Origin of the sequence: Streptomyces sp. NPDC018000, assembly GCF_044328025.1 — a bacterium.
Classification (GTDB): domain Bacteria; phylum Actinomycetota; class Actinomycetes; order Streptomycetales; family Streptomycetaceae; genus Streptomyces.
The window spans coordinates 370101-393721 of record NZ_JBIRGM010000002.1 but is presented as its reverse complement, the minus strand read 5'-3'; the positions used below and the strand labels follow the sequence as shown (position 1 = coordinate 393721).

The following is a 23621-nucleotide window of genomic DNA, read 5'->3' as shown; positions in this document are numbered from 1 at the left end:
CTGACGGCTCAGTCGAGGCAGAACTCGTTGCCCTCGACGTCCTGCATCACGATGCACGACTCGTTCTCCTCATCGGCGTACAGCACGTTCACGCACACCGCCCCGAGCTCGACCAGCCGATCACGTTCGGCCTCAAGCGTGGCCAGACGCTCCGCACCCACGAGCCCGGTACCGGCCCGCACGTCGAGATGCACCCGGTTCTTGGCGACCTTGCCTTCGGGAACCTGCTGGAAATACATGCGCGGGCCCTCACCCGTGGGATCGGAGCACACAGCCCATGATCCCTGTCCCTCAGAAGGCAGCGTTACGACGTACCCCAACACCTCGCACCAGAAACGAGCCACACGCTCGGGTTCTGCGCAGTCGAAGGTGACTTGGAACTTCTTGACCGATGCCATCGGGCCACCCTAACAGCGAGCCTCTTTGGCCCAACTTCCAGTGAGGCATGGCATGTTGACCAGCACGTCCACTTGCTCACCGGTACGGGTCAGTCCGACCGGACCAGCCCGTCCTGGAAGGCGTCCCACACGGCGGGGGCGACGACCAGGACTGGGCCGGCGGGGCTCTTGGAGTCGCGGACGGCGACGGTGTCGGGGATGTTGACAGCCACCTCGACGCATTCGCCGTGCGCTTCGCTGTAGCTGGACTTCCTGAAACAGAACTCGATCATTTACTCGTCCCTTTGGCGATACTCGCAATGAACCGCACCGAATCGTATGGCGACAGACTCATGGCGCAGGTGCGCGCGAACAGCTCGGAGTACGCCATGCTCTCCTCCGCTCCCTCCACCCAGTTGGTGGTACGCAGCCCGTCCATGTGCACGACGTCCACGGCGTTCTCCTCAGCGAACGAGAGGATATTGAACGGTCCGCCACTACAGGGATTCACCTCTGCCCGGAAGGGAAGCACCTGCACGTCGATGTCCGGCTGCTCCGCAAGCTGGCACACGTGCTCCAACTGCCGTCCCATGACGTCAGGGCCGCCGATCATCTGGCGCAATGCGGCTTCCCAGATCACCGCGTGCACCCGCAGAGGATTCTCGCCCCGCAGACGACGCTGACGGCGCACACGCACATCAACGATACGCTCGACCTCGTCGATCCTGTCAGGCGAAACAGCCGCCACCGCAAGGGCTCTCGCGTACTCGGGCGTCTGGAACAGGCCAGGAATCAGAGAGAGTTGCCAGGTCCGCACCCTGAGCGCGACATCCTCCATCGCAACGTACTCGCGCAGGCTTCCTGGGGTGAGTGAGGTTGTCCACCAGCCTTTTGCCTTACGCCGTTCTCGGTCGAGCTTGGCCAGCCTGAGCAATCCCTCGACCACTTGCGGGTCATCGACACCATACGCTCGACAGAGCGCGGCAACGTCCGGATCTCTGACCGGAACCCAGCCGTGTTCCATCTTGGCGATCTTTGCCGCCTGAGCGCTGAGGACAGCCGCAGCCTGTGTCTGATTCAGCCCTGCGGCCTCCCGGAAGGTCAGCAACTGACCGCCCAACTGGCGGGCGAGGACTGTAGAAACGCGATTCCCCAAGCCCACACGCGTTTTTGACACCGTTCAACACCTCCTGTGCACGCACAGTCTGCATGGCGTGATCGGACAGCCACAATCACCCGTTGGAGATAAATATCTCCAAGTAGGTTGTGTCGACCACCGGAGATCGCTACGTTCAGTGCCCAGCCGCTCACCCTGCGGCCCAATTGGCGGAAGTGCACCGCCCCGCCCCCACGCAGGTCGGCATCGCCACCGCCCGCACCCGAGGAGCTCGCGCCCATGACCGCAGCCCAAGAGGCCCCGACCCCCGAGCCCGTACTTCGCGAGGACCGGCTCGACTACACCCCGTACGCCCGTAGCATCACGCTCAGCCGCCGCCGCGCCGCCCGGCTCGTCGCGGAGTGGGGGCATCCTGAGCTGTCCGGCGACGCGGCGCTCCTGGTGAGCGAGTTGGCCACCAACGCACTGCTGCACGGCGCCCTGCGCGATCGGCTCTTCCGGGTCCACCTCGTCCTCACAGCCACCGTCCTCCGGATCGAGGTGAGCGACCCGCGCGGTGAACGGCTGCCGGGAGTACGCGAGGCCGCCGACGACGAGAAGTACGGGCGCGGGCTGCTGATCGTCTCCCGGGTCGCGGACGACTGGGGCGTCGAACCCCGTACGGTCGGCAAGACCGTCTTCGCCGAACTCGCCCTGACCGAACGGCCGGTGGACATGCCGCTGGAAACGACGACGGATACGCCGGTGGGCCCGCGCGTCGGAACGTGCGGGCCCACCGGCGGTGAGTGACCTACGGACCGTCAGGCCCAGGTGATCAGCCGCTTCGGCTGCTCCAGGATCGTGGCGACATCCGCAAGGACCTTGGAGCCGAGCTCGCCGTCGACCAGTCGGTGGTCGAACGACAGGGCCAGCGTCGTGACCTGACGCGGCTTCACCTTGCCCTTGTGGACCCACGGCTGGAGCTTGATGGCACCGACCGCGAGGATCGCGGACTCGCCCGGGTTCAGGATCGGCGTCCCCGTGTCGACGCCGAAGACACCGACGTTGGTGATCGTCACCGTGCCGCCCGCCATCGCGGCCGGGGAGGTCTTGCCGTCCCGCGCCGTGGAGACCAGCTCGCCCAGTGCCGCGGCGAGCTCCGGCAGGGTCTTGTCGTGCGCGTCCTTGATGTTCGGCACGATCAGACCGCGCGGGGTGGCGGCGGCGATGCCCAGGTTGACGTAGTGCTTGCGCACGATCTCCTGGTTCGCCTCGTCCCAGGCGGAGTTGACGTCCGGGTTCCGCTTGATCGCGACCAGGAGGGCCTTGGCGATGATCAGGAGCGGGTTGACCCGGACCCCCGCCATGTCCTTGTCCTCCTTGAGCTCCGCGACGAGCTTCATCGTGCGCGTGACATCGACCGTCACGAACTCGGTGACATGCGGAGCCGTGAACGCGCTGCCGACCATCGCCTGTGCGATGGCCTTGCGCACACCCTTGACCGGGATACGGGTCTCCCGCGCGCCCGCGACGACGGGGACCGGCGCCTCGGGGGCCAAGGACGGCGTGGCCTCCACCGCGACCGGTGCCTGAGCCTGCGCCGGTACGGGCGTGGCCGCCGCGTGCACGTCCTCGCGGGTGATGATCCCGCCCTCGCCGGTCGGGACGACCGTCGCCAGGTCGATGCCCAGGTCCTTGGCCAGCTTGCGCACCGGCGGCTTGGCGAGCGGGCGGCTCTCCCGAACGGCCGCGGCGCCGTGAGCGTTCATCTCACCCTGTACCGCGGCCGCCGCGGCACCCTTGCGGGCGCGCCGCTTCGTGGAGGTCTCGGCGACGCCGTAACCCACCAGGACGGGCTGACGGCCCTTGGGGGCCTCGGGTTCCGGCTCCGTTTCCGCGACCGGCTCGGGTGCCGGGGCCGGGGCCGCGTCACCGCTGCCCGGCGCCACGTCCACCGCGATGATCACCTGGCCGACGTCGACGGTCGTGCCCTCGGGGAAACGCAGCTCGTGCACCACCCCGTCGAACGGAATCGGCAGCTCCACGGCTGCCTTCGCCGTCTCGACCTCGCACACGACCTGGCCGTCGGTGACGGTGTCACCGGGCTGTACGTACCACTTGAGGATCTCGGCCTCGGTCAGCCCCTCGCCCACGTCGGGCATCTTGAACTCGCGGAAGCGAGCAGCGTTGGAAGTGTCGGTCATCGTTGTCACGTCCCAGTCCTCAGTACGCCAGCGAGCGGTCGACGGCGTCGAGCACACGGTCGAGACCCGGCAGGTACTCGTCCTCCAGCCGCGCCGGCGGGTACGGGGCGTGATAGCCGCCGACCCTCAGCACCGGTGCTTCCAGATGGTAGAAGCAGCGCTCGGTGATCCGGGCGGCGATCTCGGCCCCGGAGCCGTAGAACACCGGCGCCTCGTGGACCACGACGAGCCGGCCGGTCTTCTCGACCGATGTCTGAATGGTGTCGAAGTCGATCGGGGACATCGAGCGCAGGTCCAGGACCTCGATCGACTTGCCCTCCTCCTGGGCGGCCGCGGCCGCTTCCAGGCAGACCTTCACCATCGGGCCGTACGCGGCGAGCGTGAGGTCGGCGCCCGTGCGCGCCACCGCGGCCCGGTGCAGCGGACCGGGGATGGAGTCGGTCTCGACCTCGCCCTTGTCCCAGTAGCGGCGCTTCGGCTCGAAGAAGATGACCGGGTCGTCGCTCTGGACGGCCTGCTGCATCATCCAGTAGGCGTCGCTCGCGTTCGAGGGCGAGACCACCTTCAGGCCCGCGACATGCGCGAACAGGGCCTCGGGGGACTCGCTGTGGTGCTCGACGGCACCGATGCCGCCGCCGTACGGGATCCGCACGACGACCGGCAGTTTGATCTTGCCGAGCGCCCGGGCGTGCATCTTCGCGAGCTGCGTGACGATCTGGTCGTACGCGGGGAAGACGAAGCCGTCGAACTGGATCTCCACGATGGGCCGGTAGCCGCGCAGGGCCAGGCCGATCGCCGTACCGACGATGCCGGACTCGGCGAGCGGGGTGTCGATCACCCGCTCCTCGCCGAAGTCCTTCTGGAGTCCGTCGGTGATCCGGAAGACCCCGCCCAGCTTGCCGACGTCCTCGCCCATGATGAGGACCTTGGGGTCGGTGTCGAGGGCCTTGCGCAGCGACTCGTTGAGAGCCTTCGCAATGGACATCTTTTCCATGGCCATGGCTAGTTGCTCTCCTCGGCGAACGATGCCTGGTAGGCGGCGAACTGGGCGCGCTCCTCGTCGACGAGCGGGTTCCCGTCGGCGTAGACGTGGTCGAAGATGGCCATCCGGTCCGGATCGGGCATCGCCCGTACCGCTTCACGCACCCGCTTGCCGAGGGCTTCGCTCTCCGCCTCCAGCGCGGTGAAGAACGCCTCGTCGGCGGCGCCCTGCTTCTCCAGGTACGTGCGCAGCCGCAGGATCGGGTCCTTGGCCTCCCAGGAGGCCCGTTCCTCGTCCGCCCGGTACTTCGTCGGGTCGTCGGAGGTGGTGTGCGCGCCCATGCGGTAGGTGAACGCCTCGACGAGCGTGGGCCCTTCTCCCCGGCGGGCCCGCTCCAGCGCCGACCTGGTGACGGCCAGACAGGCGAGTACGTCGTTGCCGTCGACCCGGACACCGGGGAAGCCGAAGCCCTGCGCGCGCTGGTAGAGCGGGACACGGGTCTGCTTCTCGGTCGGCTCGGAGATCGCCCACTGGTTGTTCTGGCAGAAGAAGACGACCGGGGCGTTGTAGACCGCGGAGAAGGTGAACGACTCGGCGACGTCTCCCTGGCTGGAGGCACCGTCGCCGAAGTACGCGATCACGGCCGAGTCCGCGCCGTCCTTGGCGACGCCCATGGCGTAGCCGGTGGCGTGCAGGGTCTGCGAGCCGATGACGATCGTGTACAGGTGGAAGTTGTTGCTGTTCGGGTCCCAGCCACCGTGGTTCACACCGCGGAACATTCCGAGCAGATTGGTCGGGTCGACGCCCCGGCACCAGGCGACGCCGTGCTCGCGGTAGGTCGGGAAGACGTAGTCGTCGTCGCGCAGGGCCCGGCCGGAGCCGATCTGGGCGGCCTCCTGGCCGAGCAGTGAGGCCCACAGGCCCAGCTCACCCTGGCGCTGCAGGGCGGTGGCCTCGGCGTCGAAACGGCGGGTCAGGACCATGTCCCGGTACAGACCGCGCAGCTCTTCGGCGGTCAGGTCGATCTGGTAGTCCGGATGCTCCACCCGCTCGCCCTCGGGCGTCAGCAGTTGTACGAGCTCGGGCTCGGAACTCTGCGGCGTCTTGGCGGACGTCTTAGCGGGCGTTTTCACGGCGCTGGTCCGCTTGCTGCTGCGTCGCGGTTTGCGCGCGGCAGTGCTCTCCACGGTCACTTGCGTGCTCCTCCGTCGGTCCGGCCCCCGGGGTCTGCCGGGAAGCCAGTGCGGCTCGCCTGTGTCCGTACCCGTGCACGGGGTGGGTGCCGCTCGGTCCGGGAACAGGCGTGACAGGTGCCCCGGCGAGCGCCCTGTCAAAAGCACGTTACCCAGTACGCCGCATAACTGCGAAACCCTGTCTGACCTGCGATTTTGCTTGGATTTCCAAGTAAATCGAAAAAGTCGGGAGCTTTCGCTGGTCACAGCACCGGGAACGTCCTTGCAGGCCGCCGGAACAACCGCACGTTATCCCGCCGTTCGGCGGCAGGGAAGAGGCGAGTGTGTGAGACTGCATTTTGTGCGCGAACAAGGAAAAATCACTGTTTTTCTGCTGGATGACCACGAAGTCGTCCGGCGCGGAGTCCATGAATTGCTCTCGGTCGAGGACGACATCGAGGTCGTCGGCGAGGCCGGCACGGCCGCGGACGCGCTGGCCCGTATCCCCGCGACCCGGCCCGATGTGGCGGTGCTCGATGTGCGGCTGCCGGACGGGAGCGGGGTGGAGGTCTGCCGGGAGATCCGTTCCCGGGACGACGACATCAAATGCCTGATGCTGACCTCGTACGCCGATGACGAGGCGCTCTTCGACGCGATCATGGCGGGCGCGTCCGGGTATGTACTGAAGGCGATACGCGGCAACGAACTGCTGAACGCGGTACGGGACGTGGCGGCCGGGAAGTCGCTGCTGGACCCGGTGGCGACCGCCCGGGTGCTGGAGCGGCTGCGCGACGGCAAGAAGAACCGGGGCGACGACAAGCTCGCCCGTCTCACCGATCAGGAGCGCAAGATCCTCGACCTGATCGGGGAGGGGCTGACGAACCGGGTGATCGGCGAGCGGCTGCACCTCGCCGAGAAGACGATCAAGAACTATGTCTCCAGTCTGCTCTCCAAGCTGGGCATGGAACGGCGCTCGCAGGCCGCCGCGTACGTGGCCAGGCTGCAGGCGGAGAAGGGCTGAACGCCGCCCGGCGGGAAGGCCGGGAGGGTTGAACGCCGCGTGGCGGTGTGCCTGGACGTGCACAGAGCGGCTGCGGCCCTCAGTGGTCCTCGGGACTTTGGTCCCGGGCCACCTGGGGCCGCAGCCTCTTTTTACGGCCTCCCCGGCGGCGGAGAGTGAAGGACATGCCCCCTGAGGAACTCCACGCGATCGAACTGCTCGGTCGCGTCCCGTACGGTCGGCTGGCGACGAGCATGCGGGCCCTCCCGATACTGGCGGTCGCCCGCCACATCGTGGTCGACGGCCGCGTCGTCCTGCGGATGCACAGCGGCCTCGGTTACCACGAGGCCTGCGACGGCACGGTCGTGGCGTACGGAGCGGACAACTTCAACGCCGCGCTCTCGGGGGACGACGGCGAGCTGTGGTCCGTGCAGTTCACCGGCTTCGCCGAGATCGTGCACCCGACGCCCGACCAGCGGGAGCGCTTCGGCGCCGCCCCCGTCCAGGTGAACGGGGAGCCCTTCGTCCCGGCCTACCTCGGGGTCGCCCCGCACTTCGTCTCTTTGCACACTCTGGACTTCCACGCAAGTCAACTGATCCGCAACGCAGCGTGATCTAACGACCTCGCCCACGATTGGCAGTGGGGAGAAGGAGCGGTGCCTGGGGCCTTCGAATCCAAGGCGGAGGAGGGAGTGATGGCGGAGTCATCGCGACTGACGACAACGCCGGAGGCGGAGGCCCCAGACGCCGCGACGCCGCTGACAATCGTGGGCGAGGTCGTAACATCTGGCGAGTGCCGCGCTCATCTGTAACGTTTCCGTCTGCTCCGCCGGTCGGCGAGGTGCTGTGCTCATCCGCGCCCCGTTCGGCCGTTCCCCGTCCTCCCGTTCCTCCGGTGGACGAGGTGCTGCGCCGCTACCCGGGTGCCGGTGAGCCCCTCACCTGCAAGCCCGTCACCCAGGGCCTGCTCAACCACGGCTACCGCGTCTCCACCACCCGCGGCTCGTACTTTCTCAAGCATCACCTCGACGACTCCACCGGCGACCGCGCCACCATCGCCCGCCAGCACCGTGCCACCCAGCGGCTGCAGTCACTCGGTGTGCCCGTCGCCCCGCCCGTGGAGGACACCGAGGGCGACACGGTCACGGAGATCGGCGGCCGGTGCTACGCCCTGCACCCCTGGGTCGACGGACGGCACCGGGTCGGCGCCCAGCTCACCGCCGCCCAGTCGCAACGGCTCGGAGCGCTGCTCGGGGCGGTGCACACCGGGCTCGAACAGATCATGGAGGCGGGCACGGGGCTCGCCGGGCGGTCCGGCGGTTACCGGAGCCCCGACCCCGCCGACACCTTCGCGCTGATCGACGACCTGCTGACGGCCGCGCGCGGGCGCCGCCCCCGGGACTCCTTCGACGAACTGGCCGAGCACCGCCTCCTGGAGCGGCGCATCCTGCTGGAACAGCACGCCGACCGCAGGCCGCCCACTCCCGGCATTCCGGCCACCGGCTGGGTGCACGGCGACTTCCACCCGCTGAACGTCCTCTACCGGGGCACGGCCCCGGTCGCGATCCTCGACTGGGACCGGCTGGGGGTCCAGCCGCGCGCGGAGGAGGCGGTACGGGCCGCGGCGATCTTCTTCGTACAGCCGGCCGGGAATCTGGAGCTGGAGAAGGTACGGGCGTACGCGGGAGCCTACCGGCGGGTCGCCGGGGCGGGGGCGGCGGAACTGGCCGCGGCGGTGCACCGGGTGTGGTGGGAGCGGCTCAACGACTTCTGGATACTGCGCTGGCGGTACTGCCGGCACGACCGAAGGGCCGACCCGCAGTTCCCTGCGGTGTCGGCCCTGGCGGTCTGGTGGACGCGCGAGTACGAGGCGGTGTGCGAGGCGTTCACGGGGTGAGCTCACCCCGTGAACGCGCTGCGGGGCTACTGGGTGACTGTGCCCGTGGTGGTGCCGGCCGCACCGGCCGCTCCCGAGGAGGTTCCGGTCGACGTACCCGTGCCGCCGTCGGTCGCCCCGGTGCCGCCGTCGGTCGCACCCGTGCCGCCGTCGGTCGCCCCGGTACCGCCGTCGGTCGCACCCGTGCCGCCGTCGGTGCTGCCACCCGTGGCCGGTGCCGACGGGTTGGTCGACGGCGCCTCGGACGACGGGCTCGGCGAGTAGGGCGGGGAATAGTGCTTCTTCGGCGGTGAGTCCTGCTGGTTGCCGGTGGAGTTCTCCGGCAGCCGGTTGTCCTCGCTCTGGTGGTCGCTCGGCGAGGGCGAAGTCTTCGTCGGGGACGGCGAGCTGGAGGCCGGCGCGGGCTTCTTCTCCTGCTGGCTGTCGGTGCCGTCCGCCGCACTGACCGCCATGGCGACACCGGCGCCGATCGCGATCAGCGCGAGCACGACGAAAAGCCACAGCTTGCCGCGGCCTCCACCGCCCTGGTGTCCGCCTTCGTAGCCACCGTCGTCGGGGTTCATCGGCGGCAGGATCGGGCTCTGCGAGGTGTCCCCGTGCTGCGGGTGGCTCATCGCCATCGTGCCCCCGGCGATACCCATGGCCGGAGTGTGTCCGCCTTCGTGCATGGCGACCGGGCCGGTGTTCCACGTACCCGTGTGGCCGCCCTGCACCTGAAGCATCTGCAGGCTGTACTGGACGAGGCCGCGCATCTCCTCGGCGCTCTGGAACCGGTCGTCCGGGTCCTTCGCGAGCGCGCGCATGGCCAGCCCGTCCAGCTCCGGCGGCACCGCGGCCAGGACCTCGGACGGCGGGACCGGAATGTCCTGCACATGCTGGTACACCACGGAGAGTGGTGTCTCACCCGTGAACGGGGGCCGCAGTGCCAGGAGTTCGTACAGCAGGCAGCCGGTGGCGTAGAGGTCGGAGCGGTGGTCGACGGCCTTGCCCAGCGCCTGCTCGGGGGAGAGGTACTGCGGCGTGCCCATGACCATGCCGGTCTGCGTCATCGTCGACTGCGCACCGTGCAGTGCACGGGCGATGCCGAAGTCCATCACCTTGACCGCACCCGAGTCCGTGATGATCACGTTGGCCGGCTTGATGTCACGGTGCACGATGCCGTGCTGGTGCGAGTACGCGAGGGCTTCCAGCACACCCGAGACGATGATCAGCGCCTGCTCGGGCGGCGGGGCCTCGGCATTGAGCAACAGATCGCGGATGGTGTGACCCTCGACGAGCTCCATCACCATGTAGGGGACGGTCTGGCCGCCCACGACGTCCTCGCCGGAGTCGTACACGGCCACGATCGCATGGTGGTTGAGGCCCGCGACCGACTGTGCCTCGCGCGTGAACCGGGCCTTGGAGACCGGGTCCTCGGCGAGATCGGAACGCAGGAGCTTCACGGCGACCGTACGCCCCAGTCGGACGTCCTCGGCCGCGAAGACCTCCGCCATACCGCCCCGGCCGAGCCGGTGGGTCATCCGGTAACGCCCGTCACCGACGACGCCGCCGATGCCCCAGGAGTCGGTGCCATCCGAAACTCCGCCGCCGTTTGCTTCGGAATCGGGTGCCATCAGTCCTCGCCGTCGTATCTGTCCGCGCGTCCGCGGGTTCTCACGGTGTCTAGCTGCATTGCCACGTCACGCTACAGCCTCCGCCGGGCACTCCGTTTCCGGGACGGACGGGTCATCCAACCGGCGGGCGTGCCGCGCGCGCAAATTCCTTGTGGTTCCTGTAACGCTTCCGGGATGCTTCTTGTGCGTAGAGTCACGGAACGGGCACCTGGCTTGACGTTTCGTACCCCTCGGGCAGACTTGGCGCGTAATTACGACCTCGCCCACGATTGGCAGCGGGAGAAGGAGCGGCGTCTGGGGCCTTCGGATCCAAGGCGGAGGAGGGAGCGATGGCGGAGCCATCGCGACTGACGACAACGCCGGAGGCGGAGGTCCCAGACGCCGCGACGCCGCTGACAATCGTGGGCGAGGTCGTTAGGGACCATTGCGTCAGTCGCGCGCCGAGGGGGAAGCAAGTCATGAGCCAGGACGGCGCACACGGCGCTCGGGGCCGCTATGCGGGCGGTTCCCTCGCCGGCGGCCGGTACCAGCTTCGCGACCTGCTCGGCGAGGGCGGGATGGCGTCCGTATATCTGGCGTACGATTCCGCGCTGGACCGCCAGGTCGCGATCAAGACGCTGCACACGGAGCTGAGCCGTGAGCAGTCCTTCCGTGAGCGGTTCCGGCGCGAGGCGCAAGCCGTTGCCAAACTGCAGCACACCAACATCGTCTCGGTCTTCGACACCGGCGAGGACGAGCTCGACGGCGCGCTGATGCCGTACATCGTCATGGAGTATGTGGAGGGGCAGCCGCTCGGCTCAGTGCTCCAGGCGGACATCCGGAGTTACGGTGCGATGCCGGCCGACAAGGCACTCAAGGTGACGGCCGATGTACTGGCCGCGCTGGACACCAGCCACGAGATGGGCCTGGTCCACCGCGACATCAAGCCCGGAAACGTGATGGTGACCAAGCGCGGTGTCGTGAAGGTCATGGACTTCGGCATCGCCCGCGCCATGCAGTCGGGCGTCACGTCGATGACGCAGACCGGCATGGTCGTCGGCACCCCGCAGTACCTCTCCCCCGAACAGGCCCTCGGCCGCGGGGTGGACGCGCGCTCCGACCTGTACTCGGTCGGCATCATGCTGTTCCAGTTGCTGACCGGACACATACCGTTCGACGCGGACTCACCGCTCGCCATCGCGTACGCGCACGTCCAGGAGGAGCCGGTCGCGCCCTCCACCATCAACCGGTCGGTCACCCCGGCGATGGACGCGCTCGTCGCACGCGCGCTGAAGAAGAACCCGAACGAGCGCTTCCCGAGCGCCGCGGCGATGCAGGACGAGATCGCGCGTGTGCTGAACGCGAGCGGGCAGACGCGCGCCCCGATGATCGTCACGGGTGGCGGCACGCCGTCGAACAGCGGCTCGGGCGTCGGCTCGGCGGTCTTCCCGCCGGTCGACCAGTCCACCCCGGCGCCGCAGAGCGTGCAGACGCCGTACCAGCCGGGCCCGTACCAGTCGGGGCCGTACGGTCCGCCGTCCCCGGCGCCCGCGCCGGCTCCGTCGTACGGCTATCCGCAGTCGGCTCCGGCGTACCGGAGCCAGGCGCCGATGTCCCCGATGCAGCAGACCCCGCCCCCCTACACGATCGCGCCGCAGCCGCAGCCGCAACCGCAGTCCGGCGCCGGCGCGGGCGGCTCCAGGCGGAACATGCCGGTGATCGTCGGCTCGATCGTGGTCGCGCTGATCGCGATCGGCGGGCTGATCATCGAGCTCTCGCTGAAGGACTCGGATACGGGCAGCGGCTCCTCCGGACACGAATCGCCGGCCGCGAGCGAGCACAAGGACCCGGAGCGGAACCGGACGATGAGGACCGAGGACTGCACGGACCCCCTGGAGAGCAGCGACGACCCGAGCAAGGTCGACGCACCGAGCTTCCTCTACAAGGACATCCTCTCCGCGAAGGCGTGCGCGGACGCGGCGGGCTGGACGATCAAGCAGATCAAGGTGCCGGGGAACGCGTACGCGGAGGACCAGGTCATCGATCAGTTCCCGACCTCCGGGACGGCCGTGTCCAAGACGGGCGCCCACTTCGAGCTGCGCATCGCGACGGGCGACCCGGCCTGAGCGGACGCGTACTCGGGTGCGCGGGTGCGCGGGTACACGGCCGAGGTGCCGGACATACCGTCACATGTGACGCTGACCCCATGGCTCCAGGACTTCTCCCCTCACGGTCCACGAGGTGCGTGGCCTGCCTCATATTGACGGCGGGCGCGGCGTTAGGGGGCGCAACCGGCGCGGCGCACGCGGACCGGCGCAGCCCTGGCGGGACGCCGGGGGCGGCCGGCGCCCCGGTGGCGTCGGCCACGGCCATGTCGGCCGGCCTTTCCGCCCCGCCTTCCACCACCCCCGGTACCGAACCGACAGGCAAGGGTTCGGCCACTCCTTCGGCCGTACCGCCGACCACTCCCTCGGGGGGTGGCGCGGCCGCCCCGGCTCTCCCGGCATCCCCTGCGCCCTCTTCCTCGGTTTCCGGCTCCCCCTCGGCCTCCCCCTCCACCGGACCGTCCCCCTCCACCGGACCCTCCTCCGCCGCCGGGAACGCAGGGTCGCCGCCTCCCGAAGCGCAGCCCCCGCTCGCGGGGCGCGAGGCCGGCGAGGGGCGGCTGCGGCCCGGTCGGCAGCTCCTGCCGTCGGAGCTCGTGCCCGCGGACAGCTCGTTCGACGAGCCCGACGCGCGGCCCGCGGCGACCGACCCGGCGCCGCTGACCGCCGTAACACCGGCGGCGAGCACCTCCCCCGAAGCCGGCCCGCTCACTCCGCAGGCACCCGACGGGCCTGACGTCGAGCGGGTGCAGCGGGTCTCTCTGGGCGCCGGAATCGCGCTGATAGGGCTGGGGCTGGGCTTCCTGGCATTCCGTCTGCGCCGCCCGAACTGAGACAGCCCTAACGACCTCGCCCACGATTGGCAGTGGGAGAAGGAGCGGTGTCTGGGGCCTTCGAATCCAAGGCGGAGGAGGGAGTCGACGCGGAGCGTCGGCGAGTGACGACAACGCCGGAGGCGGAGGTCCCAGACACCGCGACGCCGCTGCCAATCGTGGGCGAGGTCGTAAGCCTCCCACCAGCTCTCATGCGCTCCGGCAGGGACTTGCATCAAGCAACATACTCGGTATACATACTCAGTATGTCGATCCGTCACGGGCTGCTGGCCCTGCTGGAGCGGGGGCCCCGATACGGCTCCCAGCTCCGTACCGAATTCGAGTCGCGCACCGGCTCCACCTGGCCGCTCAACGTCGGCCAGGTGTACACGACACTGAGCCGGCTGGAGCGCGACGGCCTGGTCGCCCAGGACGACGAGGACGACCAGGGACACACCCTCTACGCGATCACCGACGAGGGCCGCGCCGAGCTGCGGAGCTGGTTCGAGACGCCGGTCGACCGCAGCAGCCCGCCGCGCGACGAGCTGGCCATCAAGCTCGCCATGGCGGTCGGCGCGCCCGGTGTCGACATCCGGGCCGTCATCCAGTCCCAGCGCCGCCACACCCTGAAGGCGATGCAGGACTACACCCGCCTCAAGGGACAGGCCCTCGCCGATGTCCCGGCCAACCGCGACGAAGTCGCCTGGCTGCTCGTACTCGAGCAGCTGATCTTCCATGCGGAGGCCGAGGCCCGCTGGCTGGACCACTGCGAGTCCCGGCTGGTCCGCCTCGCCGAGGCCGCCGCCACGCAGCCGGAGCCCGAAGTGCGTACGACCAGCCGCGCTCCGGCCCGTACCGCCCGCCCGCGCACCCGGCGCTGACCACAAGTCACTGGGGGAATCCGGCACTGATCCCAGGCCGTCCCCGTACTCACCGGGCGCCGGCCGCGGCCTGCCACGTACGCACCCGGCGCCAACCACGAACCACCACGTACACACCCGGGCTGACCACGCACCGATTCGGTGTCCGGCGTCGGCCCTACAAGACCCGTTCCAAGGGGGGAACCACCCACCATGTCCTCGCGCGCCCCGTCCCCATCCGCGTCCTCGTCCGGTTCGCCGCTGCCGGCCAACGCACCGGTGCTCGAACTCCGAGCGCTCACCCGCACCCACGGCACCGGTATCGCCGAAGTGCAGGCCCTGCGCGGCATCGACCTCTCCGTGCACACGGGTGAACTCGTCGCCGTGATGGGCCCCTCCGGCTCCGGCAAGTCCACCCTGCTGACCATCGCGGGCGGTCTCGACACCGCGACCAGCGGCCAGGTCATCATCGAGGGCCAGGACATCTCCGGCCTCGGCCGCAAGGGCGTCGCCGCCCTGCGCCGCCGCAGCGTCGGCTATGTCTTCCAGGACTACAACCTGATCCCGGCACTCACCGCCGCCGAGAACATCGCCCTGCCGCGCGAGCTCGACGGGGTCTCCGTGCGCAAGGCCCGCAAGGAGGCACGGGCGGCGCTGGAGGAGTTGAAGCTCCTGCAGATCGCCGACCGGTTCCCGGACGAGATGTCCGGCGGCCAGCAGCAGCGCGTCGCGATAGCCCGTGCGCTGGTGGGGGACCGGCGCCTCGTGCTCGCCGACGAACCGACCGGGGCACTCGACTCCGAGACCGGCGAGGCCGTGCTCGCGCTGCTGCGCAAACGCTGCGACCAGGGTGCGGCCGCCGTGATGGTGACGCACGAACCGCGGTACGCCGCCTGGGCGGACCGGGTGGTCTTCCTCCGCGACGGCTCGATCGTCGACCAGACGCTCACCGCCGGTGCCGACTCGCTGCTGGCCGCCGAGGGCGCCAAGTGAGCGTCTTCACGGGCTGGCGCGCCTCCCTCCGGATAGCCAGGCGCGACGCGATGCGCGCCAAGGGCCGCAGCGCACTCGTGGTCGCGATGATCGCGGTGCCGGTACTCGGGGTCACGGCCCTCGACGTGACGTACCGCAGCGTCACACCGACCACCGCCGAGCAGCTGACGGCCGAGATGGGCGCCGCCGACGCGCTCTTCAGCGACCAGCAGACAGGCCCCATCGAGCAGATGCCCGACGGGGAGATGTACAACAACGCCGAAGGCACTGTGATGGGGACCGACACCGGCCCCTCGGTCGACATCACAACCACGTTCCCCAAGGGCTCACGGGCGATCAGCATCCAGTCCGTCCCGGCGAGCGTCACCACCGCGCACGGCGTCGCCAACACCAACGTCTACGAGTTCCGCACATCGGACAAGCTGGCCCGCGGCAAGATCGACCTGGTGCGCGGTGCCTACCCGCACGGCAAGGGCGAAGTGGCCGCCACCGAGCCGTTCCTCAAGTCGACCGGGCTGCACATCGGTTCGTCCACCACTCTGCGCAACTCCGGTGAGAAGTACACGATCACCGGAGTGGTCGAGCAGCCCAGCGAGCTGCGGACCGAGGCCCTGTACGCCGACCCGGGAGCGGTCATCGCGCCGTGGAAGGCCAAGGCCGACCACGACAAGAAGGTGCTGCCGCCGAACGTCGGCTCCAAGAACTGGCTGGTCAAGGGCCCCGAAGCGGTGGGGGTGACCTGGCCGCACATCATGGAGGCCAATAAGTCGGGCATCCTCGTCAAGTCCCGCCAGGTCGTCCTCGACCCGCCGCCGGACTCCGAGGTCCCGCTGGCCAAGAAGAACTCCGAGATGTACTCGGGCAGCTCCGCGGAGCAGAGCACGGCCCTCATCACCGTGATCGCCATGGCGGTCCTGGAGATCGTGCTGCTCGCCGGACCGGCTTTCGCCGTCGGCGCGCGCCGCTCCCGCCGTCAGCTCGGCCTGCTCGGCACCTGCGGCGGGGACAGGCGCCATGTCCGGGCCGTGGTGCTCGGCGGCGGCCTGGTGCTCGGTGGCACCGGGGCCGTGGCCGGTGTGGTGACCGGACTCGGGCTCACCGCGGCGTTCCGCCCCGTGATCGAAGACTGGGCCGGGCAACGCTTCGGCTCCCTCTCCCTGAAGCCCACGGAGCTATTGGCCATCGCCGCGCTCGGCCTGATCACCGGTCTCCTGGCGGCGTTCGCCCCGGCGATCGTGGCGAGTCGGCAGTCGGTACTGGCATCGCTCACAGGACGGCGCGGCGTCCGTCGCTCCTCCCGGGTGCTGCCCATCCTGGGCGTCTGCATGCTGGCCATCGGTTGTGCCGTCGCCGTCCTCGGCGGCACCAGCGGAGAATCGGCACTGGTCGCCGGCGGCTCGATCATCGCCGAACTCGGGGTGCTCGCCTGCATCCCGGTGATCGTCGGCTTCCTCGGGCGGCTCGGCAAGAGGCTGCCTCTCTCGCCCCGGATGGCGCTGCGCGACGCGGCCCGCAACCGCGGCCGTACCGCCCCCGCGGTCGCCGCGGTGATGGCGGCCGTCGCGGGTTCGGTCGCCATCGCCACATACATGGCCAGCCATTCGGCCGAGGCGGAGTACAAGTACATTCCCTCGATCACCGAGGGGACCATCGTCGTCGCGTCCACCGACGAGAAGTCGGCCGAGCGCCTCCCGCTGGCTCGGACAGCGGTGGAGCGGAACATGGACGTCACCAGCAAACCCACGGACTACCGGCGGGTCTGGGCAGGCAGCGACTGCTACATCTACGAGGAGAACCACTGCGGCTCGCTGGAACTGGTCAAGCCCACCGGCAAAGCCCGCAGCTGCCCGCTCATCGGCAAGGGAGCCAAGGAACTCGCCGCACGGCTCTCCGCCGACGAGCACAAGAAGCTGATGCGTTCTCCCGCCTGCGCCGAGCTGACGGAATCGGGGGTCTTCAACACCGATGAGAGCAACATCGTCGTCGCGGACGCGGCCCTGCTCGACATGTATGTGAAGCTCGGCGACCCCGAAGCCGCCAAGGCACTGGCCGCGGGCACACCGGTGCTGCTCAACCCGGTGTACGCGGAGAACGGCGAGGTCACCGTCAAGGCGGTCCACCAGTACAGCGAGAAGGACACGAACTGGAAGCTGCACCCGGGCAAGGCGCGGACCACTGTGGACAAGCTGAAGGTGTACGTGGCCCCCGCGAAGTACGCGGCAACCCGTGGAATCCGCATGATCCTTCCGGAGAAGACCGCAGAGCGGCTCGGCCTGCACACCAGGGTCTCCGGGAGCGTGTATGCCGTCGCCCATGCGCCGACGTCCGCCGAGTACCAGCGGGTTGACGGTGCCATCGAGCAGGCGGGCGGTGGCATCTGGGTGCAGTCCGAAAACGGTCCCAGCCGGCGGGAGGAGGACAGCCTCCTGCTGATCCTGACCCTGTTCGCCGGAGTGGTGACCCTGGGCGCGGCCGCGATCACTACGGGCCTCGCCAAGGCGGACGCGGAAGCCGATCTCAACACGCTCAGCGCGGTGGGTGCGACTCCGGGATTGCGGCGGAAGCTGTCCGGCTTCCAGTGCGTGGTGGTGGCGCTCACAGGTGTGGTGCTCGGCGCACTGGCAGGCCTGGTGCCCGCGGTGGCACTGCGCCTCACCGACCTGCGGGAGGCGCTGGAGGTGATGCGGCTGGAACCCACGCAGTCGGCGTACACGCCGATCGTGCTGCCCTGGGAAACCCTCGGTCTGCTCGTCGTGTGCGTTCCGTTGCTGGCCGGAGTGCTGGCGGCGGCGTTCACGCGGTCGCGCCTGGCGCTGGCTCGGCGGGCCGGATGATGACGCGGACGGTGCGGTCAGTGGCCTGACCGGCTGATTCGGTGCCCTCGCAAACGGTGGATCAACCGTTTGCGGGGGCACCACCGTGTTGCACGGCAGGTGTGCGAGACAATGACGCCATGGAGATGCCGAGGAATGAACGGTCGCAGGAGCACCCCCAAGTCCTCGTTGTGGGGCAGGACGGCATGGCGATCGGCGGCGGTGGCGCTGACGACGAATCGCGTGAGGTCCCGGTGACGGAGATGGTCGAACAGCCCGCGAAGGTCATGCGCATCGGCAGCATGATCAAGCAGCTCCTGGAGGAGGTCAGGGCGGCTCCTCTCGACGAGGCGAGCCGGGTGAGGCTCAAGGAGATCCACGCAAGCTCCGTGAAGGAGCTGGAGGACGGCCTCGCACCGGAGCTGGTGGAGGAGCTGGAGCGGCTTTCCCTGCCGTTCACCGAGGAGTCGGTGCCTTCCGAGGCAGAACTCCGGATTGCGCAGGCCCAGTTGGTGGGCTGGCTGGAGGGCCTCTTCCACGGCATCCAGACGGCGCTGTTCGCCCAGCAGATGGCGGCAAGGGCCCAGCTGGAGCAGATGCGGCGCGCCCTTCCGTCGGGGATCGGACACGAGGACGAGGGCGGCAGCGGGGACCAGCACGGGGCCATCCGGTCGGGCCCGTATCTCTAGTGCCGGTCGTCTCCGGTGCCGGTCGTCTCCGGTGCCGGTCGCGGCACCAGTCCGTACATCGCAATTGGCTCGTACACCTCGATCACATAGCAACACCAAGGCCCGGCGCACATGATCAACGATCTGTGTGCCGGGCCTCTTCCCGCGCGGTGCGGGAAGGCGCCGCGTCAACCCGCGGGTGTCTGCAGAAGCACCTTTCCGATGTGTGTGCTGGACTCCAGCACCCGGTGAGCTTCGGCGGCATCGGGCATCGGCAGCGTGCGGTCCACGATCGGCCGTACGACGCCGTCGGCGATCAGCGGCCAGACGTGCTCGCGTACGGCGGCGACGATGGCGGCCTTCTCGGCGAGCGGACGGCCACGCAGCGAGGTCGCGGTGATGGCGGCCCTCTTGTTCAGGAGAGCGCTCAGATTCAGCTCGCCCTTGACGCCGCCCTGAAGGCCGATGATGGCCAGCCGGCCGTTGACGGCGAGTGACTTCACGTTCCGGTCCAGGTACTTCGCGCCGACGATGTCGAGGATGACATCCGCGCCGGCCCCGTCCGTCGCCGTCTGCAGCTCCTCGACGAAGTCCTGTCCCCGGTAGTCGATCAGGATGTCGGCCCCGAGCTCCGCGCAGCGCGCGAGCTTCTCCGGTCCGCCCGCGGTCACCGCGACCCGTGCGCCCACGGCCTTGGCGAGCTGGATCGCCATCGTGCCGATACCGCTGGACCCGCCGTGCACCAACAGCGTCTCGCCGGGGCGCAGATGGGCCACCATGAACACGTTCGACCAGACCGTGGCCGTCACCTCGGGCAGCGCCGCGGCCAGGGTCAGGCCGACTCCGTCCGGTACGGGCAGCAGCTGCCCGGCGGGGACGGCGACCTTCTCCGCGTAGCCTCCGCCTGCGAGCAGCGCACACACCTCGTCGCCGACCGACCAGCCTGTGACACCGGGCCCGATCGCCGAGATGCGGCCCGCGCACTCCAGGCCCGGGTACGGGGACGCGCCGGGCGGCGGGTTGTAGAACCCCTGCCGCTGCAGCACATCGGCGCGATTGACAGCGCTGGACACGACATCGATGAGGACCTCGCCGTCGCCGGCTACCGGATCTGGCACCTCGGCCCATACGAGCGCCTCGGGGCCACCGGGTTCGGGGATCGTGATCGCATACATGGCGGCGAGGCTACTCCGTGGCGCGGGCCGGGCGACGCCGTGGCGCCAGGCGGCGGGAGAACGCCAAGAGGCGGGCGCCGCCATGCGGACAGGGCGACAACAGGCCGGGCCGGCGGAAGCGAACTGTGCCTCGGCGACGCCCGCTACGGGCGCGGCGCAATTCCCGGCTACGGGCGCATCGTGCCCGCAGCCGGGTTGCTCAGCGGTGGTTCGTTCGAGGCACGCACGATGGTGATCAATCGGTCCGTCAACTGCAGCGGACTGGCCGCCGGATCGTCGTATCCGATCAGCCGATGCCCGCGCAACACGCTCACCACGAGATCGTCGGTCTCCCGGACGTTCTTGCCCACCTCGGCCTTTATCACCGGCCGTTCGACGAGATCGAGACCGCTGCCCTGCTGGATCAGGTCCTCCATCACCGTGCCCGCGCTGGGGCTGAGGACGGAGAGGCCGAGCAGCCTGCCCGCCGCGCTGGCGCTGGTGATCACGGCGTCAACGCCGGACTGCCGGAGCAGCGGAGCGTTCTCCTCCTCGCGCACCGCGGCGACGATCTTCGCGCCGCGGTTGAGCTGCCGCGCCGTCAACGCCACCAACACCGCCGTGTCGTCGCGCTGTGTGGCGATGATGATCTGTCGCGCCTTCTGGAGCTCGGCCCGCAACAGAACCTCGCTGCGCGTCGCATCACCGACCACGCCCACGAACCCTTCGGCGTTGGCAATCTCGATCACCTTGGTCGACGGGTCGACGATGACGATCTGTTCCTTCTTCAGGCCGGTGGCCCGCAGGGTCTGGATGGCCGAACGGCCCTTCGTGCCGAAGCCGACGACAACGGTGTGGTCACGCAAGTTCGTTCTCCAACGCTTCAGCCGAAAGTCCTCCCGGGTCCGCTCCGTAAGGACCTCGAGAGTGGTGCCGACCAGGATGATCAGGAAGAGCACCCGCAGCGGTGTCACGAGCACCACATTGATGAGCCGGGCTCTGTCCCCGTACGGGGTGATGTCGCCGTAGCCGGTGGTGGAAAGGGTTACCGTCGAGTAGTACACCGCGTCCAGCAGGTCGACTTTTCCATCGGCGGCGTCGTGATAACCGTCGCGGTCGAGCCAGACGATCAGCACGGTGGCGGCAAGCACCATCAACGCCATCATCAGCCGCTTGGCGACCTGCCGCGCCGGTCTGTCGACGACCCTGCGCGGGAGCTGCGCCCGCGTGGGCGCGACATACTCGTCGGCGTGCCTGGCCATCGCATCGTGGCCGGGAAGTTTCACGTGAAACACCCTTCCGTCCGCGGCGTCGCCGAGGCCCACGGTACGTCGAGAATCTCCACCTCGGTGCCGGACCGTACCCCGCCCGGTGGTACGACGGCCAGCCCGTCCGCCGCGGCAATTCCTCGGAGCATCGCCGGACCGTTGTAGTGCAGCGGTACAACGTGCTCGGTACCACTGCTGGTTCCCGCGCCGAGGCGGCCGGCGCTGTCGCCGGTGGTGCCTGTGCGGCGGACGACAGGCACCAGACGGGTGTCGTGCGGGTGCCCGTGCACCTCGTCGCGTACGACGACCCGGTACGGCGCCTCCGGCGCTAGGCCGGCCAGCCCGCGGAGCAGCGGCGCCGCGAGCGTGAGGAGCCCGGAGACGGCGGCCAGGGGATTACCGGGCAGTCCGACGAGGTAGGGACCCACGCCTGAACCCTCCGTCTTGAGCCTGGCCAGCAGCATCGGGTGACCGGGGCGGACCGCGACGCCGTCGACCAGCAACTCGGCCCCGGCCTCGGCGAGGACCGGGTGGACGTGGTCGACAGGGCCCGAGGCGGTACCGCCGGTGGTGACGACCAGATCGGCGTCGGAGGTGGTGAGGACGCGACGGAGGGCCACCGCATCGTCGCCGAGGCGCTGTGGGGCGGAGACCTCGGCTCCCAGCGCGCGCAGCCAGGGGCCGATCATCGGGCCGAGCGCGTCGCGGATCAGCCCGTCGTGCGGCAGACCGCTGGTCAGCAGTTCGTCACCGAGGACGAGGACATCGACGCGAGGGCGGGGGACAGTGACGAGCTCGTCATACCCGGCAGCGGCGGCCAGACCGAGGACAGCGGGCGTCACCAGCGCTCCTGCGGGCAGAAGTTGATCGCCGGAACGGCATTCCTGACCACGGGGCCTGATGTCCTGTCCAGGGAGCACCTGATGCTTCGAGTGGAGCAGCCCCTTGGCCTCGTCCACGTGAGCGTGTTCGCTGCGGATCACGGCGTTGGCATCCGCCGGGATGCGGGCGCCGGTGGCGATCCGTACGGCATCGCCGTCGGGGAGCGTGGCGGGGGTGCTGTGCCCGGCAAGAATGCCCAGATCCTGGCCTGGGCGTGGACCTGCATCCGTGTCCCCGGAGCTCTTCTCGTTTCCGGCTCCTTCGGCAGTTCGGATGGTCCACGGCCCCGGTCCGGTGACGACCCAGCCGTCCATGGCGGAGGTGTCGAAGGACGGCAGATCGGTGAGTGCGACAAGCGGCTCGGCGAGTACATGTCCGAGCGCCTGGTCGAGGGGGAGTCGCCGGACGCGGGCGGGAGTGTCCCGGCCCGACTGTGCGGCGAGGGCACGCGCCTCCCGCCAGGGCGTCGCCCGCCTGCGCCGGTCACGCCCGTGGGGCGAGCCGGCGCTCCGGTGCGGGTGCGGATGGGTGTGCGGGAACTGGGATGCGGACGCGAGTCTTTCCACGGGTCGGGGCAGGCCCTTGGAGTTCGGTTGCCCCGAGAGGCCGAATTCCATGAAGTGGGGCTGATCCGCAAAGTGCTGATCCGCAGAGTGGGGCTGATCCGCGGACTGAGGCCGACGTGCGGGGCGGGGCTCACCCGACGACTGACGCCCGACCAGAGCGAGAGCCTGTTCAACAGCCCTGTCCTCCTCGGCAGCTCGGAGCTCCTCAGTAGTCAGGACCCGATCCGCCACCGGAGGACGGTCGCTCGCCGAGGACAAGTTGCCCGCTGACGACGGGTTGGCCGCCGAAGGTGGGTCGGACCTGCCGATATGGTCTGTCATTGCGTCTCGTTCTCGTCCGCCCACCGGAGGGCAAGCGCGGCAGCCTTGCGTGCGACCTCGGCCACCGCCGCCGGGCCGTCGCCGTCGCTGCTCGCCTTCGCCGCCGCGTACCCGACCAGGAAGGTCGTCAGGGGCGCGGCGGGCCGGGCGACGCCATGGGCGGCGTCACGGGCGAGATCGAGCAGGACGTCGGTGTCGACGTCGAGTTCGATGCCCAGTTCGTTCTTGACTGCGGTGATCCATTCGTCCAGCACGGTCCCATGCTCTCTGACACGGGCCCGGGCCGACGCGACGTCCTCCCAGGTGTCGCAGTCGAAGGAGGCGAGGGGACCGGCACCCACCCGGGCAAGGTCGAGCTCATTCGTCAGCAACCGCAGGGGAAGTCCGGACAGACTGCCGTGCTCAGTGGCGAGCAGGGCGAGCTCGCGGCGCAGCGGTTCGGCCCGGTACACGGCGACGAGAGGCTGGTCACGACCGTCCTGATCGGTACACAGGGCCCCGTCCCGCTGCCCGTCACCGGCAGCGGCCAGCAGCGCTCCGACCGTGCTCTCCCCGAGGAACGGCAGATCCGCGGAGAGCACGAGAACCCATTCCGCGGCGGTGCACCGGACCCCGGCACCGAGCGCGGCCAACGGGCCGCCGCCCTGCGGTTCTTCGCGCGTCCAGGTCACTGCGCGCACCGTGGGCCGCCGCCCGCCCACCACCGCGGTGACCGAGGCACCGGCGCAGGCCGTCAGCACCCGGTCGAGCAGCGCACGGCCGCCGACCCGGATCCCCGGCTTGTCGGCGCCGCCGAGCCGCTTGGCGGCCCCTCCGGCAAGGACGATGGCGTCATACGCGGTCATGCATCCGAGTATGC

The 23621-nt window shown here is 69.5% G+C and carries 21 protein-coding genes; 10 read left to right on the top strand and 11 right to left on the bottom strand.

Annotated elements, in window-relative coordinates; translation table 11 throughout:
* Positions 1-8: 8 nt before the first annotated feature.
* From ACH4EW_RS06345 to ACH4EW_RS06335, 3 genes are all read right to left on the bottom strand, one after another.
* On the bottom strand, positions 9-398 hold the full coding sequence (locus tag ACH4EW_RS06345; RefSeq protein ID WP_398252172.1) for a VOC family protein: 390 nt from the start codon (positions 396-398) through the stop codon (positions 9-11).
* A gap of 89 nt (positions 399-487) precedes the next feature.
* Positions 488-670: a DUF397 domain-containing protein gene (locus ACH4EW_RS06340; RefSeq protein WP_398252169.1), complete on the bottom strand. Its 183-nt coding sequence runs from the start codon at positions 668-670 to the stop codon at positions 488-490.
* Positions 667-1554, bottom strand: coding sequence for a helix-turn-helix domain-containing protein (locus tag ACH4EW_RS06335; protein ID WP_398252166.1), 888 nt, complete (start codon positions 1552-1554; stop codon positions 667-669). Before ACH4EW_RS06335 ends, ACH4EW_RS06340 begins: the two co-directional genes overlap by 4 nt.
* 219 nt (positions 1555-1773) lie before the next feature.
* On the opposite strand from ACH4EW_RS06335, the gene ACH4EW_RS06330 reads away from it, so the two are divergent.
* Positions 1774-2283, top strand: a complete 510-nt coding sequence (locus tag ACH4EW_RS06330; protein WP_398252163.1) for an ATP-binding protein — start codon at positions 1774-1776, stop codon at positions 2281-2283.
* 11 nt (positions 2284-2294) lie between these two features.
* Here ACH4EW_RS06330 and ACH4EW_RS06325 read toward each other — a convergent pair whose 3' ends face one another.
* The 3 genes from ACH4EW_RS06325 to pdhA are packed head-to-tail and all read right to left on the bottom strand — an operon-like array spanning position 2295 to position 5852.
* A complete protein-coding gene (locus ACH4EW_RS06325) occupies positions 2295-3686 on the bottom strand; it encodes a dihydrolipoamide acetyltransferase family protein (RefSeq protein WP_398252160.1) in 1392 nt (463 codons plus the stop codon).
* Positions 3687-3696: 10 nt separating this feature from the next.
* On the bottom strand, positions 3697-4677 hold the full coding sequence (locus tag ACH4EW_RS06320; protein WP_398252157.1) for an alpha-ketoacid dehydrogenase subunit beta: 981 nt from the start codon (positions 4675-4677) through the stop codon (positions 3697-3699).
* A gap of 2 nt (positions 4678-4679) precedes the next feature.
* Complete coding sequence (gene pdhA / locus ACH4EW_RS06315; RefSeq protein WP_398252154.1) at positions 4680-5852, bottom strand: pyruvate dehydrogenase (acetyl-transferring) E1 component subunit alpha; 1173 nt, start codon at positions 5850-5852, stop codon at positions 4680-4682.
* 340 nt (positions 5853-6192) lie between these two features.
* Between pdhA and ACH4EW_RS06310 the strand changes: the two genes are divergently transcribed.
* The 3 genes from ACH4EW_RS06310 to ACH4EW_RS06300 all read left to right on the top strand — a co-directional run bounded on the left by ACH4EW_RS06310 (position 6193) and on the right by ACH4EW_RS06300 (position 8728).
* Entirely contained in the window at positions 6193-6852 is a 660-nt protein-coding gene (locus tag ACH4EW_RS06310) for a response regulator (protein WP_398253304.1), read from the top strand.
* Between the two features lie 164 nt (positions 6853-7016).
* On the top strand, positions 7017-7445 hold the full coding sequence (locus tag ACH4EW_RS06305; RefSeq protein WP_398252151.1) for a pyridoxamine 5'-phosphate oxidase family protein: 429 nt from the start codon (positions 7017-7019) through the stop codon (positions 7443-7445).
* A 290-nt stretch (positions 7446-7735) separates the two neighbouring features.
* The gene (locus ACH4EW_RS06300; RefSeq protein WP_398253301.1) at positions 7736-8728 is read left to right on the top strand and encodes a phosphotransferase; all 993 of its coding nucleotides are present in this window, start codon (positions 7736-7738) and stop codon (positions 8726-8728) included.
* Between the two features lie 26 nt (positions 8729-8754).
* Here ACH4EW_RS06300 and ACH4EW_RS06295 read toward each other — a convergent pair whose 3' ends face one another.
* On the bottom strand, positions 8755-10341 hold the full coding sequence (locus ACH4EW_RS06295; protein ID WP_398252148.1) for a protein kinase: 1587 nt from the start codon (positions 10339-10341) through the stop codon (positions 8755-8757).
* 458 nt (positions 10342-10799) lie between these two features.
* Here ACH4EW_RS06295 and ACH4EW_RS06290 point away from each other — a divergent pair, with 458 nt between their 5' ends.
* The 6 genes from ACH4EW_RS06290 (at position 10800) to ACH4EW_RS06265 (ending at position 18592) form a co-directional block, all read left to right on the top strand.
* Complete coding sequence (locus tag ACH4EW_RS06290; RefSeq protein ID WP_398252145.1) at positions 10800-12446, top strand: protein kinase; 1647 nt, start codon at positions 10800-10802, stop codon at positions 12444-12446.
* 575 nt (positions 12447-13021) lie between these two features.
* Positions 13022-13258: a hypothetical protein gene (locus ACH4EW_RS06285; protein WP_398252142.1), complete on the top strand. Its 237-nt coding sequence runs from the start codon at positions 13022-13024 to the stop codon at positions 13256-13258.
* Between the two features lie 245 nt (positions 13259-13503).
* Positions 13504-14118: a PadR family transcriptional regulator gene (locus ACH4EW_RS06280; protein WP_398252139.1), complete on the top strand. Its 615-nt coding sequence runs from the start codon at positions 13504-13506 to the stop codon at positions 14116-14118.
* Between the two features lie 192 nt (positions 14119-14310).
* On the top strand, positions 14311-15090 hold the full coding sequence (locus ACH4EW_RS06275) for an ABC transporter ATP-binding protein (RefSeq protein WP_398252136.1): 780 nt from the start codon (positions 14311-14313) through the stop codon (positions 15088-15090).
* Positions 15087-17924 (top strand): FtsX-like permease family protein, encoded by a 2838-nt coding sequence (locus ACH4EW_RS06270; RefSeq protein WP_398252133.1) that lies wholly within the window; start codon positions 15087-15089, stop codon positions 17922-17924. Before ACH4EW_RS06275 ends, ACH4EW_RS06270 begins: the two co-directional genes overlap by 4 nt.
* Before the next feature lie 119 nt (positions 17925-18043).
* On the top strand, positions 18044-18592 hold the full coding sequence (locus ACH4EW_RS06265; protein WP_398252130.1) for a bacterial proteasome activator family protein: 549 nt from the start codon (positions 18044-18046) through the stop codon (positions 18590-18592).
* A gap of 167 nt (positions 18593-18759) precedes the next feature.
* On the opposite strand, the gene ACH4EW_RS06260 is transcribed toward ACH4EW_RS06265, so the two are convergent.
* The 4 genes from ACH4EW_RS06260 to ACH4EW_RS06245 all read right to left on the bottom strand — a co-directional run bounded on the left by ACH4EW_RS06260 (position 18760) and on the right by ACH4EW_RS06245 (position 23607).
* Positions 18760-19746 (bottom strand): NAD(P)H-quinone oxidoreductase, encoded by a 987-nt coding sequence (locus tag ACH4EW_RS06260; protein WP_398252127.1) that lies wholly within the window; start codon positions 19744-19746, stop codon positions 18760-18762.
* A 167-nt stretch (positions 19747-19913) separates the two neighbouring features.
* Positions 19914-21050 (bottom strand): potassium channel family protein, encoded by a 1137-nt coding sequence (locus ACH4EW_RS06255; RefSeq protein ID WP_398252125.1) that lies wholly within the window; start codon positions 21048-21050, stop codon positions 19914-19916.
* A complete protein-coding gene (locus ACH4EW_RS06250) occupies positions 21008-22762 on the bottom strand; it encodes a molybdopterin molybdotransferase MoeA (protein ID WP_398252122.1) in 1755 nt (584 codons plus the stop codon). Before ACH4EW_RS06250 ends, ACH4EW_RS06255 begins: the two co-directional genes overlap by 43 nt.
* Positions 22759-23607, bottom strand: a complete 849-nt coding sequence (locus ACH4EW_RS06245) for an NTP transferase domain-containing protein (RefSeq protein WP_398252119.1) — start codon at positions 23605-23607, stop codon at positions 22759-22761. Before ACH4EW_RS06245 ends, ACH4EW_RS06250 begins: the two co-directional genes overlap by 4 nt.
* Positions 23608-23621 lie beyond the last annotated feature (14 nt).